Annotated in this window: 12 protein-coding genes and 1 pseudogene; 7 read left to right on the top strand and 6 right to left on the bottom strand. The window is 41.9% G+C overall.

The genetic code is table 11. The features are described 5' to 3' along the window. Window positions 1-152 precede the first annotated feature (152 nt). Window positions 153-542 (bottom strand): Cd(II)/Pb(II)-responsive transcriptional regulator, encoded by a 390-nt coding sequence (gene cadR, locus AAEZ22_RS13395; protein WP_010554768.1) that lies wholly within the window; start codon window positions 540-542, stop codon window positions 153-155. Window positions 543-621: 79 nt separating this feature from the next. On the opposite strand from cadR, the gene AAEZ22_RS13390 reads away from it, so the two are divergent. The 6 genes from AAEZ22_RS13390 to AAEZ22_RS13365 all read left to right on the top strand — a co-directional run bounded on the left by AAEZ22_RS13390 (window position 622) and on the right by AAEZ22_RS13365 (window position 8,149). After that, window positions 622-1,239 carry a cation efflux transmembrane domain-containing protein gene (locus AAEZ22_RS13390; RefSeq protein WP_010554767.1) on the top strand — a complete coding sequence of 206 codons (618 nt, stop codon included), beginning with the start codon at window positions 622-624 and terminating at the stop codon, window positions 1,237-1,239. Between the two features lie 454 nt (window positions 1,240-1,693). Continuing rightward, on the top strand, window positions 1,694-3,013 hold the full coding sequence (locus tag AAEZ22_RS13385; RefSeq protein ID WP_352297566.1) for a TolC family protein: 1,320 nt from the start codon (window positions 1,694-1,696) through the stop codon (window positions 3,011-3,013). Between the two features lie 14 nt (window positions 3,014-3,027). Beyond that, window positions 3,028-3,963: an efflux RND transporter periplasmic adaptor subunit gene (locus AAEZ22_RS13380; RefSeq protein ID WP_036973832.1), complete on the top strand. Its 936-nt coding sequence runs from the start codon at window positions 3,028-3,030 to the stop codon at window positions 3,961-3,963. 60 nt (window positions 3,964-4,023) lie between these two features. Then, on the top strand, window positions 4,024-7,134 hold the full coding sequence (locus tag AAEZ22_RS13375) for an efflux RND transporter permease subunit (RefSeq protein ID WP_197182801.1): 3,111 nt from the start codon (window positions 4,024-4,026) through the stop codon (window positions 7,132-7,134). A 125-nt stretch (window positions 7,135-7,259) separates the two neighbouring features. Next, a complete protein-coding gene (locus tag AAEZ22_RS13370) occupies window positions 7,260-7,682 on the top strand; it encodes a hypothetical protein (RefSeq protein WP_352297563.1) in 423 nt (140 codons plus the stop codon). Between the two features lie 155 nt (window positions 7,683-7,837). Continuing rightward, window positions 7,838-8,149, top strand: a complete 312-nt coding sequence (locus tag AAEZ22_RS13365) for a sigma factor-like helix-turn-helix DNA-binding protein (protein WP_352297560.1) — start codon at window positions 7,838-7,840, stop codon at window positions 8,147-8,149. Window positions 8,150-8,265: 116 nt separating this feature from the next. Here AAEZ22_RS13365 and AAEZ22_RS13360 read toward each other — a convergent pair whose 3' ends face one another. The 5 genes and pseudogenes from AAEZ22_RS13360 to AAEZ22_RS18785 form a co-directional block, all read right to left on the bottom strand. Then, a complete protein-coding gene (locus AAEZ22_RS13360) occupies window positions 8,266-8,556 on the bottom strand; it encodes a helix-turn-helix transcriptional regulator (protein ID WP_352297557.1) in 291 nt (96 codons plus the stop codon). Window positions 8,557-8,648: 92 nt separating this feature from the next. After that, window positions 8,649-8,918, bottom strand: coding sequence for a hypothetical protein (locus tag AAEZ22_RS13355; RefSeq protein ID WP_352297554.1), 270 nt, complete (start codon window positions 8,916-8,918; stop codon window positions 8,649-8,651). 1,076 nt (window positions 8,919-9,994) lie between these two features. Then, window positions 9,995-11,362: an MFS transporter gene (locus AAEZ22_RS13350; protein WP_352297551.1), complete on the bottom strand. Its 1,368-nt coding sequence runs from the start codon at window positions 11,360-11,362 to the stop codon at window positions 9,995-9,997. A 366-nt stretch (window positions 11,363-11,728) separates the two neighbouring features. After that, a complete protein-coding gene (locus tag AAEZ22_RS13345; RefSeq protein WP_502243692.1) occupies window positions 11,729-12,877 on the bottom strand; it encodes an MBL fold metallo-hydrolase RNA specificity domain-containing protein in 1,149 nt (382 codons plus the stop codon). Window positions 12,878-12,892: 15 nt separating this feature from the next. Next, window positions 12,893-13,096 (bottom strand): annotated as a pseudogene (locus AAEZ22_RS18785) (MBL fold metallo-hydrolase); the annotation flags it as partial. 344 nt (window positions 13,097-13,440) lie between these two features. On the opposite strand from AAEZ22_RS18785, the gene AAEZ22_RS13340 reads away from it, so the two are divergent. Further along, window positions 13,441-14,607, top strand: a complete 1,167-nt coding sequence (locus tag AAEZ22_RS13340) for a nucleotide sugar dehydrogenase (protein ID WP_182679281.1) — start codon at window positions 13,441-13,443, stop codon at window positions 14,605-14,607. Window positions 14,608-14,736 lie beyond the last annotated feature (129 nt).

Genomic DNA, 14,736 nt, shown 5'->3' with positions numbered 1-14,736 from the left:
ACCAGCCTAAAAAGGTAGCTTAGGCTTTCTTTTTGAAACTCCTTCAAAACGCGCAGCGTTTAGTGGGAGTTGTTCATACAAATGACGAATGTTAGCCGATAGATACAAGTTAAGGTGAGCGCGCACAGTGAAATTGTGTTCTTCTTACAATTTTAAGTGTGTAAATAATTTAAAATACCACAGTCCCTAATGGTTTTGTCTTGGTCACACGATGACGCCATATTTTCGAGTGATGACTTTAATACGTTTAGCTCTTCAATGCGAATAATGACGTCTGATAAATGCTTAGCTATTAACGTATTGATATTTGAACAGCTCTGATCTGGCCTCGAACGACTGCCCATTAGCGTTTTTACTTCCATGATAGACATATCTAATGAACGACACTGTTTGATAAACAGGAGTTGTTCAATAGTCCCCTTGTCGTAGACACGATAATTTCCACTTGAGCGCTTAAGCTCAGGCAAGAGCCCCTTCTTTTCATAAAAACGAATGGTCTGAATACTACAACCTGTCGTCTTTGCGACATCACCAATTTTCATTTTTTTCTCCTAACCGTTGACTCTATACCAAGTATAGACTTTATACTCATACTATTCATCAGTAAAGAGTGTGTTTCTAATGAGCGGATGTGGGTGCGAAGTTGAAATAAAAGACCAGTCTCAACGACAGGTTTTGTATTGGCTTTTGGGAATAAACGCGACAATGTTTGTTATAGAAATGGGGATCGGGTTGCTTGCTAATTCAACCGCATTAATAGCCGATTCACTTGATATGCTCGCCGACGCAGTTGTCTATGGTGTTGCCCTTTATGCTATTGGTAAATCGCTATTGCACAAAGCCAATGCGGCTAGAATTAGCGGCTTTTTTCAGATGGCACTGGGTGTGTTGATTATCATTGATATTGTAAGACGGTCAATTTACGGTAGCGAACCTGTATCGGGACTAATGATGGCTATGGGGGCAGTTGCACTGGTTGCTAATGTCATTTGTCTTGTGATCATACGCAAACAAAGAAATGAAGAAGTGCATATGCGGGCAAGCTGGATATTTTCAGCCAACGATGTTATTGCCAACTTAGGTGTTATCTCTGCTGGCGTTTTGGTGTTTTGGCTCGATTCTCGATGGCCTGATCTGGTTATCGGTGTGATAGTTTCGTGCGTTGTGTTGCGCGGGGCAAAAATGATCCTCGAAGATGCTGGAAATGAAAGACAGCGAGCGCTTAATGCGCAAAGTTGATAAGAACATGCCAATTTTTAATTGCACATCAAAACTGCGTAGGTTGGCATGGCTACTTATTACTTTGCTCATGTGTCAATCGGGCTTTTCGTTCGCCGCTCAATGCGATGACTACCCTGCGGAGGTATCGTCAGTCCCTGAACAATCAAAGTCGATAGGTACTTATGATGTTCCCGAAAAAAATGTAAATGCTGGTGATAATACGTCGAGTGAAGAGTCTAAGTGTTTCCATTGTGTGCTGTGTCAATGTGGACAGATTAAGTTTCTGGCACAGCACCCAATAAATGACGTATCTAAACCGTTATATACCAATCAATACAGTTATTCCCGCAACGTCACTGACGGCCTAGTCGAAGGCCTTTTGCGCCCACCTCAACATTAATCCATTCCCTCCTATATGTTTGCATGGGTGCTTTCCATGAATGTCGTTATCTTATGAACAAAAGGTTCTTTTATGAGTTCTTCACGCCCATTGGGCATAAAAAAAGCTAGCTCAGCGTATCTGAAATTGATATCTGCTGCACTGGTAACCATGAGTATATCTGTTCTATCTGCCAATGCGCAAAAGTCTTCAATCACGCTTGAAAATGCGCTCAAACGCACATTATCAAACAACCCAGATTTAGTTGTGTTCGAATTTAAATCTTCGGCTTTGGATGGTGAATCAAAAATGGCCAGCTTACGACCTGAAATGTCTGTTGGGGTTGAAGTTGAAAATGTGTTGGGAACAGGCGAAGTGTCTGGTATCAAAGATGCCGAATTGACACTGACCTTATCGTCGGTCATCGAGCTTGGAGATAAAGTCAGCGGCCGAATGAATGTGGTGAGTTCAAAAAAAGCACAACTGCTTACACAACGGCGCATTCGTACGCTGGACATCTTGGGTGAAACAACTCGACGATATATCAATGTCATTGTCCAACAAGCGTTGCACAAGACTGAGCAACGAGCTGAAATGCTGGCTCGCACAATGCTTCAGACAGTCTCTACACGGGTTGAAGCGGGGGCTTCTTCACCACTTGAGAAAAAACGTGCAGAGTCAGCGTTGTCGCAGGCGCGTTTGTCGTTATTGATAAGTGAACAAAAACTCAATGAGTATAAACGCGACCTGGCCATCATGTGGGGTGACACTAACGCTGCGTTTGCGGAAGTTGAAGGGACACTGTTATCGTTTCCAAATTCACTATCACTTGAACATATGCTTTCACAGCTTCAAAGCAATCCACACGTTCTGCTTTATGCTGATAACTATCGGGTACAAGAGGCCAGATTGAGAGTGGTTCAGGCCAGTCAGCAGTTCGACATTGCGTGGGAAGCCGGTATCCGAAGAATGCAGGGAATTGATGACACAGCGTTAGTCGCCAGTATTTCGGTGCCGTTAAATACCAAGCAGCGGAATCTAGGTGAATACGAACAACAGCGCGCATTGCTTGACAGTATAGACTATCAAAAACAAGCGAAAATTCGTGAACTCACTCGCCAATTAAATCAAGTCATTAGCGCAAAAGACCAAGCCTTGCTCACTGTTACGACCCTTCAAGACAATGTCGTCCCAACATTGGAATCTGCATTGAAATTGGCGCGGGATGGCTATGAAAGTGGTCGCTACAACTACATAGAGTGGGTGACAACGCAACAGCAACTCATAGATATGCAACGAACTATGATAAAAGCCGCAGGCTTAGTTCACCTTCGAAGCGCAGATCTAGAGGCACTTACGGGAATTCCCGTGTTTTCTGACTCTCCCTCGACGTCTGCTCAATCATCACAATGAATAGAGAAAAAATAATGAATAAATCACAATTTACATTAGTTACTAGCGCACGTGACTTGCTTGGCATGTTAGTCATGCTAGTTACTTTACTGTTTGCTTCTGTCGCCCTGGCTGATGATGACGATGAGGAAGCCGAAGAAAGACCCGAGTACGTAGTGTTATCTCAAGAACGGATGCTTGAACACGATATCGTGACTGCATCGGCCGCATCAGGAACATTATCGCTCACAACCAGAACCTTTGGGCGGATAGTTCATGATCCTGCGTCACTGAGTCATATTCGTGCCCGCTTCGACGGTGTTGTAAAACGTATCATGGTGAATATTGGAGATAAAGTAGAAAAAGGTGACACACTGGCAATCATTGAGTCAAACGAGAGTTTAAATCAATACTCAATCACCTCACCGATGTCTGGAAAAATCATAGCTAGACACGCCAATGATGGTGAGCTCACCAACGGTCAAGTACTGCTTTCTGTTGCTAATTACTCTCGCGCAATTGCTCAATTGGCTATTTTCCCCAAACAACGTACTCGTATTGCCGCTGATATGGAAGTCACTTTAAGGCTTGAGGAATTGCAGCAACAATCAAGTATAAGCCACATTACGTCCTCACCTGATGACAAACCTTATTCTATCGCGTTTGTGAACGTTGATAATGGCAGTGGTTATTGGCCTTTAGGCGCTATGGTAGAGGGTTATATTCAGATTGGGTTCCAAGAAGTCAATCTGGCTCTCCCCAAAAGTTCAATACAAGAGTTAGATGGGCAAACCATTGTTTTTGTCAAAGAAGGGGAGCGATTTTACCCCCGCCAAGTAAAGCTTGGGAACACGGACAACCGTTTAGTAGAGATTGTGAAGGGCGTTCAAATAGGCCAGCAAGTCGTTGTAGAAAATAGCTATCTACTAAAAGCTGATTTATTAAAAATGGAGGCGGGCGATGATGACTAATTACCTGCGCATTTATTGTCAAAAGCAAAGCCAAGTCCATAAAAACGGTGAGGTGAGAACATGATAGCACCAATACTCCGTCTATCCATTGAGCGCCGTGGTGTCATGATGTTGTTCGCCTTGTTTGTCGCCTTTTTTGGTATGTACAGTTACAAACAATTGCCGATTGATGCTGTGCCTGATATCACCAACGTGCAAGTGCAGATAAATACCGCAACCCCAGGTTACTCGCCTTTGGAGACTGAACAACGCATAACGTTTATAGTTGAAACCTCGCTGGCCGGTTTGCCTAATTTATCGTATACCCGCTCGATATCACGCTATGGTTTGTCGCAAGTCACAGTCGTGTTTAAAGAGGGCACTGATTTATATTTCGCACGAAATCTCGTCAACGAGCGTCTCACCGCCATCGCGGCGCAATTGCCAACAGGGTTAACCCCTGAAATGGGCCCTATCTCCACAGGCTTGGGTGAAATTTACATGTACTCGTTAAGTGCTGAGCCTCAGGCGCGACAGGACAACGGTCAACCCTATGATGCTATGGCATTAAGGGAGATCCATGATTGGGTAATTAAGCCCCAATTGTCGCTTGTTGAGGGGGTGACCGAGGTTTATGCGATAGGCGGATTTGAAAAGCAATATCATGTGAATCCTAATCCAGTCGCAATGATAAACTTTGGGATAAGTACAGGTGACCTTCTCAGTGCGCTAGAACGCAACAATGCGAATCAAGGCGCTGGTTTTGTAGAACAAAATGGGCAACAAGTACTGATCAGATCGGAAGCCCAACTTAAGGGCATCGACGATATCGGCCAAGTGGTTGTTAAGATCATTGATGGCGTACCGGTAAAAATTCAAGACATCGCCCAAATCAACCTCGGTAAAGAGCTGCGCTCTGGAGCCGGCACGTTAAATGGCCAAGAAACAGTGATTGGCACGACAATGATGTTAGTGGGAGAAAACTCTCGTACGGTCGCCAAAGCTGTGGACAGTAAGCTCGAAACCATTAAAACAAGCTTACCCGAGGGCGTAATCCTTGAAGCGGTTTACGATAGGACAAGCCTCGTTGACAAAACCATCGACACAGTGCAGAAAAACCTCGTCGAGGGCGCTTTACTTGTCATCGTTGTGCTATTCGTTTTGCTTGGGAATGTGCGAGCTGCACTTATTACCGCCGCTGTAATACCCTTGGCAATGCTTGCCACGATATCGGGCATGGTCAAAACAGATGTGTCTGCTAACTTGATGAGTTTAGGCGCACTGGATTTTGGCTTGATTGTCGATGGCGCAGTTATCATTGTTGAAAACTGTATCAGACGATTATCCGAATCCCAGAAACAAAACGGCGCTACTCTACCGCTCAAAGAAAGGCTGAATGTTGTATATGAAGCCACTAATGAAGTCATACGCCCCAGTTTGTTTGGTGTATTGATCATTACCATTGTTTATATCCCCTTGTTCACGCTCACTGGCGTCGAAGGTAAAATGTTCCACCCCATGGCAGCGACCGTGATAATGGCTTTGCTTGCCGCAATGGTATTTTGTTTTACCGTAGTGCCTGCGGCGATAGCAATTTTCATGAGAGGTAAAATTAGCGAAAAAGAAAGCCCAATTATTAAAGGTGCAAAGGCAGTCTATCGTCCTGTTTTAACCGGAGCGCTGCGTTTTAGATGGCTAGTGGTAGTAGCAGCGAGTGCTTTGGTTGTCGGCAGTTTATGGATGGGCAGTAAATTAGGCTCCGAGTTTATTCCCCAGCTCAATGAAGGTGATATCTTAGTACAAGCGATACGCATCCCTGGGACTGGGGTAGAACAAGCAGTTGAAATGCAAAAAACTCTTGAAGCGAAACTTATGCAGTATGAGCAAGTTCAGACGGTATTCGGTCGCACGGGTACGGGTGAGGTCGCTACCGATCCTATGCCGCCCAACATTACTGATACGTTTGTTATTTTGAAGCCTAGGGAACAATGGCCCGATCCATCAATGACTAAAGCCGAGCTAGTCGAAACGTTTGAAGAGGACTTGTTTACCTTGCCCGGCAATAATTATGAATTTACCCAACCTATTCAAATGCGGTTTAATGAATTGATCAGTGGGGTAAGGGCAGATTTGGGCATAAAACTATTTGGGGATGACTTAGATACCCTCTTTGCATCTGCTTCTGACATTTTGTCCGTTATTTCAACGATTGAAGGGGCTGATGACGCGAGGCTTGAGCAGGTAGAAGGCATTCCAATCTTCACCGTCACACCAAAGCCTAATCAATTGGCACGCTTTGGTTTGGATATAGCCGACTTGCAGTTATGGCTCAATGCTGCGACAGGTGGAAAAACCGCTGGAATGATTTTTGAAGGCGACAGACGCTTTGAAATTGTCGTGCGATATGCCGACGACATTCGAAATGAACTCACTCAGCTTGAGAGCGTTCCCATAGTCACGCCCTCTGGTGAGCATGTACCAATAAGCGAATTAGCCACACTTGCATTTAAAGAAGTACCTAGCCAAATAAGCCGGGAGAATGGCAAACGTAGTATTGTTGTCACAGCAAATGTGCGTGACAGAGATATTGGCACTTTTGTTGAAGAAGCTCAGGCGAGAATTAATGATGAAGTAGATTTACCTGCTGGTTATTGGCTCGACTATGGTGGAACCTTTGAGCAGCTCGAAAGTGCGAGTCAACGATTGACGATTGTGGTACCGGTTACGTTGTTTGTGATTTTGACAATGCTGGTAATTGCGTTTGGTTCTATACGCGATGCGTTGATTATATTCACAGGTATCCCTTTGGCATTAACAGGCGGTGTAATGTCTCTTTGGTTAAGGGATATGCCTTTATCCATATCCGCGTCGGTAGGATTTATCGCGTTGTCTGGGATTGCCGTATTAAACGGATTGGTAATGCTGTCCTTCATCAAGCAACGTTTGCTAGAAACCGGAGAATTAGTGAATAGCATTGTTGAAGGGGCACTTATTCGTTTGCGTCCGGTATTAATGACAGCACTAGTGGCAAGCCTTGGGTTTGTGCCCATGGCGTTCAATACGGGCATAGGTGCAGAGGTGCAACAGCCTTTGGCCACGGTGGTCATCGGCGGGATAATATCGTCAACCTTGCTAACACTGGTAGTGCTGCCTGTACTCTATCGACTCGTGCATAGTAAAGGGGATCAGTAGTGTTCTTGGGCATTTATTCGTAAATGCCCAAGTTTTACCTGAACGATTTTTAGGTACCTATTGACTCTTTATTAAGTATAGACTTTACAATCATATTCTTAACGTCATGTACGATAAGGATAGATATGGTTTCGCTTATTTTAATTAGTAGTTTTTTGGCGCTAGCCGTCCTCGGTAGAAGCTTTGTTCAATATAAGAGAAATGGTGATTTTGGTATAAGAGCAGCATCTATAAACGCACCATTAATAGAAATTGTACCAGGGGCTATATTCGTGGTTACGTTTTGCTTTGCATTTGGTCTAGTTCTTTTTGGTTACTTAGGACGTGCGCCCCTACTATTTGTTTCTTCAATTCCATTTCAGCTTCTCGGCTCCTTGATTGGCGCCTGCGGAATTGCTGTAACTTTGTTGTCTCAAATTCAAATGGGAGATTCATGGCGTATTGGCGTTGACCAGCAAGAAACGACTGCACTTATTACCCACGGGATGCATATTCTCTCCAGCTTTGATCACCCAATTGCATTAACTTTGATCGCTTATTCTCATTAAGCTTTGATCACTAAAATCACTTGTAAATGATCACTTTTATGCTCTTAATGATTTTGCCGATCAAAGCTTAATACCACTCGTAACCGAGTTCACGTTTTATCATTTTTGTAGGTGTGTTAAACCGTTATCTGAATCGTTTGATGAGGATAACAACAATGACAACAAGACCTATATCTATGAGTAAATTACATTCCATTTTACGGCTGAAGTACTCAGCACAATTATCCCATCGAGAGATTGCCAGAAGTTTAAATATTTCACCTGGTACTGTGGCTAATTACCTTAAAAAGGCCAATGAGTTAGGCTTAAATCAATGGCCAATACCAGAGGATAAACAGCAAAATACATTTTTCAACACCAAACTCAAGCGCTTCTCAACGCGTAAAAAAAGACACCCAACGCCTGACTGGTTAAATATCACTAATGCTCAATACACAATGAACCGCCTTCAAATAAATAGTAAATAATACAGATCGTAAGTATTAATGGATTATCGTGAGAAGAGTAGCTTCGGTGAGTTGGTTTTCAAATTAAAGGCATTAAAAAGCCCGCAACATTGCGGGCTTTACTGTTTAATAACGCTTTAAATAGCCAATAGTTCACGTGTTTTTTGCACATTGGCTTGCGCTTCAAGATTAAACAATAACTGTTCATCTATATTAAATATTTTGTGTAGCTTTGCAGCCATTACTGGGGTCAACGCTCCGCCTGTAAGAAAGCGAGTAACAGTTGATGGACTAACATCTAGATGTTGAGCTGCTTTAGTGGCACTAAGCCCCTTATTCTCTAAAAATTTTTTAACGTAATGTCCCGAACCTTTTGGCGGTTCGAGCATATGAGCTATATCGCTCATGCTTACCAATGATCTATTCATTGCCCTTCTCCAATTTCATGAAATATGTTTATTGATAAACAGTAATTAGCACCTTATAATTGCTGTGAGGTTACCCCCGAAGGGGGCCTCAATCAATCATAACTTTTAAGTGTCACTATCACTTCATCATTGTTATTAAGTTCTACCATTAAACATGCAGCAACATGTTGGTAGTTTAGCTTGATAGCAATGTTAAAGTGTTTACCGTCTACCTGCTCAATATCATCACCCAGTAAAGAAACCAAAGCCTCTAAACTCAGTGCCGCTTCTAATGCATGTAGCGCATCACTTACCTCACTTAATACTGGTTCGCGTAATGACTTAAGCGTTATGATTGAGGTTTTATCAAAATGCACGTGCATTGTTTTACTCCTCTAATCATTATGGCCAGACCTTCTGGCTACCATTAAGTATACACTATGTTGCGCATTGCGCAATGGCGTATTTCTTTTTCTATCGGTTACTGATGAACGACGATAAAATCCCAGATTTGAGCGCGCCAAGCCGACTCACTGGTTGTCATTTTAACGCGTAAAATCAGCCTTAAATGAGGTGAGAAATTGCCTGACTATATAATTAAAAAGTGAATTTTTACACTTTTTTATCTCAGACTTTTAGTGTGCTAGCGTGTCGTAAATGGCCATATTGAGACACGGTGAATCCTTTTTTATGGGCATTATTTAATATGTTGGCATATTAAAAAGTGAATTTTTACACTTTTTTATCTCAGACTTTTAGTGTGCTAGCGTGTCGTAAATGGCCAGATTGAGACACTTTTCACTCGCATTTTTCACGATTAAAACTGTCTCAAATGTTAAAAATTAGACGTTTTTGTGTCTCATTTAAAAAGCTAAATCGCGCGCAAAGCCTTGCTGTGTAAGAGTTTGAGGGGAGGGTGGTGTTTTCTTCTAATAGCGGGAACTATTGGTTTTCTTTAAATTTCAATGGTTTATTTGGTTTGAGTCGTGTTTTATTACTGTTTAAAGTGAAGTGATTTGAGTGTAAGTGATTGATTTTAAATAGTTTGAGGTTGATTCAAGACCAGTTCGCGTCCTTGTTTAAAACGTATCCACACAGAGCGCTAAAATCGACACCTGATAGGCACTTATAAAGTTGATAATATCACGGGGTTTTATTGTTGCGACGCTTAGTTTGTTTTTTATTTATATTTCAATTGCTTACCTAGTTTGAGCCGTGTTTGATGATTATTTAAAGCAAGGTGATTTATAATCAAGCTTCTGATTTTATGTAACTTAATTATAAAAAAGGGCCAATTCTGTCCCCTGTTTGAAATGTGACTAATAAAGAGTGCTAAAACAGACGCACGAATAAATAAACCTAAAAGCACACTATTTAACGGTATTTGCGGCATTCTCGTTCTATAACGTGAAGCGTAATTTAGTATTTATACATACTTTAAATTATTTTTAAACACAATTTAAGCTCGACCACGCAGTGCAGAAATACAGCTTGCTAGAATTACAAATCCTAAAGACATTTTAAACGCCAATGAAATGGTACTCATTAATGCGGGGCTATTTTGCGCTGAAAAAGTACTGTCTCCAAGGTAATACTGCACAATTAAGTTGATTAAGCTCATACCAAATAAATTACCAATCGTGCGTGACAAATTCATTGAAGAAGATGCGACACCTAGCTCGCTTTTATCTACTGCGCCCATAATGGCATTGTTATTTGGGGTCGAAAATAAGCCAAAGCCAATGCCCAATAATAGCAGTGAGCCGCTAATATAAGTTGTGCTTGAGTTCACCGTTAGTAGAGAAAGTAGAAAAAAGCCAATCATAACAATGATACAGCCTAATGTGGCAAGTAAGCGTGGTTGTATTTTATCGGCAAATTTACCTGCCAGTGGCGCCATGATAGCCATTGAAACGGCTTGGAGTAATACTATTTGCCCAGCATGTGCGGGGCTTAATCCTTTAATGTATTGCAAATACAAACTTAACAAAAAGGCCAGTGAAAAGTTACTGGCATACATTAAAAATGACGTAGACAGTGAGAGGCTAAATACACGGCTTTCTAAAAACATTTGTACCCTAATGAGTGGCCGCCGGCTGCGACTTTGATGAACAATAAATAACATCAAAAAGGTGATTGAAAGTAATGTTAAAAGCCAGCCTGACATACGTGGTAAATCACTTAACCCTAATACTAAGCACAGTGCGAAAAGCGAGAAGATAACGGTGCCCCACCAGTCAAACGGTGATTTTTTATCGTTTTTCCACTCACCCTGTAAACACAGTTTAATGGTAATGAGCAGCATAAGTACCAGTGGGATCTGCGAGTAAAACACGGCGCGCCATCCCCACATTTCAGTGAGCCAACCACCCATTGCGGGGGCAGCACTGAGCCCTATATACACACATGCCGCAGAGGTGCCCAGTGCCATCCCTCGTTTATTATCAGGTGTGACAGAGGTTATGATGGCAACGCCGATACCAAAAATCATGGCGCCTGCGGCCCCTTGTATAAAGCGCCAAAAAAGCACCCACTCAATCGATGTTGCCAGCGCACACATAAGCGAGGCCAGCGCATTTAAGGCTAAACCAGAAGCATATACGCGTTTGCGGCCATAGTTGTCTGCTATTTTTCCGCACGGTAGCATAAACATGACGCTACTGAGTAAATACAAGGTGGGCATCCACGCGATCATTTTCGCGCTCGCATTTAAATCTTCAGCGAGGTTTGGAATTGCTATGTTAACGCCCGCCATGCCAAGCGGACCAATAATAGAGCCGCTGCAAACGATAATAAGGGCAATAGTAGTCGCGGGAAGTTTAAACAAGAAGAGTCCTTTTATTTACTGGCCTTAAAATGATACGTGAAGATATTTACTTGTACAGGCTTTGATGTCGTTGAGAGCGAAGCGATGCCTTTAGTTCAATATAATTGCGTGATTCCCCCAAACAGGTGATTATTTACCAGGTTGGCATACTTGCATCTGGCTCAGAGCATCATTCCAGAGAAAGCGACAGCGCTTATATGTGCTACGCATTATGACTAAAAAAGGGGGGAATATCTTTATGATTTTAAAATTAAAGTGTTCAATATTAAATGCGGTTCAATAAAAGTATCCATTGTGGATAATTGAACGAAATGGCAGCTTTACACACTGTGTACTAAGACTTCATTGACCTATGGTTAATTTTTATTATTTAGCTATTTCCACGAATGTTTTTTCTCCTAAAATTTCGCGATATTTATTTGCGAGCGCATTTTTCGCATCATCATCGCCATGCACTATTTTTATATGGTTGGGCTTTTTACGCATGCCGGTTACAAATTTTATTAACCCATTTTGATCTGCGTGGGCGCTGTAGCCGCTTATAGTGTGTACTTTGGCGTTTATGATAATGCGAGTGTCGTTTACAAATACATAGCCGTTACGAGGGCCATAGGTTTGTATATCATGCCCTAATGTGCCGCGTCCTTGATAGCCTACAAACAGTATGTCGGTGGTTTTGTCACTTAAAAAACGCGCTAGGTAATTTACAATGCGCCCGCCGGTGCACATGCCGCTGGCGGCTAAAATAATGGCGGGGGTTTGGCGAGTGGCTAAGTAGTTAATAATGGCCACATGCTCTTTATGAGTGTCGATTGTGGTTAGGTTTTTAAAGTCGAGCGGGTGGCGGCCTTTGGCAACTTTGCGTTTGGCTTCAGCGTCCCATAAATGTTTAAAATTTCTGTACTGCTCAGTAAAATTTGCCGCCATGGGGGAGTCTAGTATTACGTGTATGCTGTGCCATGGTGAGTTTTTAGGTGCGCTGTGAATTAATTGCTCTAGTTCGTAAAGTAGCTCTTGGGTGCGACCTATACTAAACGCGGGCACGAGTACTACGCCGTTATCGGCAACCGCACCTTCGATTACTTTTTTTAATGTTTGAGTGCGCTCTTTACGCCCTTGATGGTTTTTATCGCCATAGGTCGATTCAATAACCAAGGTGTCGGCTTTATAAGGCGGCTTAGGTGTGGGCAATAGCGGCGTATAGGGCGCGCCTAGATCGCCAGAAAACACCACGCGATGCGTACTTTTACCTTGTGTGTTGTTAGGAGTGGTTTTAGTGCTTTTGTTCTCAAGAATGTCAATTTCAACATAGGCTGAACCTAAAATGTGCCCGGCTCGCTGAAACCGTGCTTTGGCTGTTTGGGTATTTTCAGCATTATTAACGCTTGGATTGATAGGTAAGTTAAACCAGGTTTTAAAATCAACCGCAACAATACGCTTGGCTAACAAGCTTAAACAGGCAGCAATTATTTTAGGATCGCGTGTTACCCCTACTTTTAATGCATCCTCTATCACCAGTGGTAATAAACTGGCCGACGCTTTAGTGGTGTAAATAGGCCCTTTAAATCCCGCAGCCAATAAATACGGTATGCGCCCCACATGATCAATATGGCAATGAGTAACAATTAATGCCGTAACATTAGTTATATCAAACCCAATAGCTAAATCAGTTTTTGAATCCTCCCCCTGAAATAGTCCACAATCAATGAGTATTGATGTGCTGTTATTTATCACTAGTTCATGGCACGAACCGGTAACGCCATTAACAGCCCCATGATGCAGTATTTTCATTGTTCGTCCTTGTATGCTTAAAAAGAGCGGTGATCTACTTTTAGCCGTAACTTTCAATTAAAGATGAAAGCAGCTTTTAAGTATTTTAACGTATTGTTTGTAACAGCTTAGTTTTAAATAGTTTAAATGCAAGGGTAGGTAATGGGTTGCGATTAGTTTTCAGTTAGAAATAAAAATAAGGGCAGAGTGTGTTGCTAGTGTGTTTTTTGCACTTTTCAATTTGCCTATAATTTAGCCTTAACTATACTTTTAGCTGATATAGAATATTTTAAATATTAGGGATGAATATGAAGGTAACAGTTGTAGGTACTGGTTATGTTGGTTTGTCGAACGCCATGTTACTAGCCCAGCATAACGAGGTTATAGCACTTGATATAGATGAGCAAAAAATAGCCCTTTTAAATAATAAGCAATCGCCGATAGTCGATTTTCATATAAGTGAATATTTACAACGAGATGATATAAATTTTACTGCAACAACTAATAAAAGCATGGCGTACTGCAACGCTGACTTTATTATTATAGCGACCCCTACCGATTACGATACCCACACTCATAATTTTAATACCAGCTCTGTTGAGGCCGTGATAAACGACGCTTTGGCTTATAATCCACACGCGGTAATAATTGTTAAATCGACAGTGCCAGTGCGTTTTACGCAGCGGATGAAAGCGCAGCTGGGCGTAGACAATATTATATTTTCTCCTGAATTTTTACGTGAAGGTAAGGCGCTTTACGATAACCTACACCCATCACGCATTGTGGTTGGTGAGCAAAGTGAGCGTGCTGCTGTATTTGCTAATTTACTTAAGCAAGGGGCGATTAAACAAGATATAGCAGTGTTGTTTACTGAGTCGACCGAAGCTGAAGCCATTAAATTATTTTCAAATACCTATCTTGCAATGCGGGTCGCATATTTTAACGAACTTGATACGTATGCCGAAGCGCATGGATTAAATAGTAAACAAATTATACAAGGGGTTGGACTTGACCCTCGCATTGGTAATCATTATAACAATCCATCGTTTGGCTATGGTGGCTATTGTTTGCCAAAAGATACCAAGCAGTTATTAGCAAATTATAAAGACATACCCAACAATATGATTTGCGCTATTGTTGATGCCAATACCACACGTAAAAATTTTATAGCGGATTCAATTATTAAACGAAATCCTAAAGTCGTTGGAATTTACAGGCTCGTTATGAAAACGGGATCTGATAACTTTAGAGCGTCTGCTATTCAAGGGATCATGAAGCGAATTGCAGCCAGTAATGTACAAATGGTGGTGTATGAGCCAGAGCTTAAAGAAGATGTTTTTTATAACTCTCGCGTTATTAGAAACTTAAATGAATTTAAACAAATATCTGATGTAGTTGTTTCTAACCGTATGGTTGAAGAGTTGAGTGATATTACAGATAAAGTATACACACGCGATTTATTTGGTAGTGATTGAAAGTGAGGCGGTTAAAGATAGAGATTAATAGTTGCGTTCAGGTTTATACTTCGCTTGGGTTAAAAGCACGCGAAATAAATTCGCGCCTATTAGGGTAAGTTTGAGTATTACTAAAATGGAGCGCTATCT

The organism is Pseudoalteromonas sp. 20-MNA-CIBAN-0454 (genome assembly GCF_040308685.1).
Lineage (GTDB): Bacteria > Pseudomonadota > Gammaproteobacteria > Enterobacterales > Alteromonadaceae > Pseudoalteromonas > Pseudoalteromonas nigrifaciens.
Note: the sequence above shows the minus strand (reverse complement) of the source record. Positions and strands in the feature narration are given on the sequence as shown.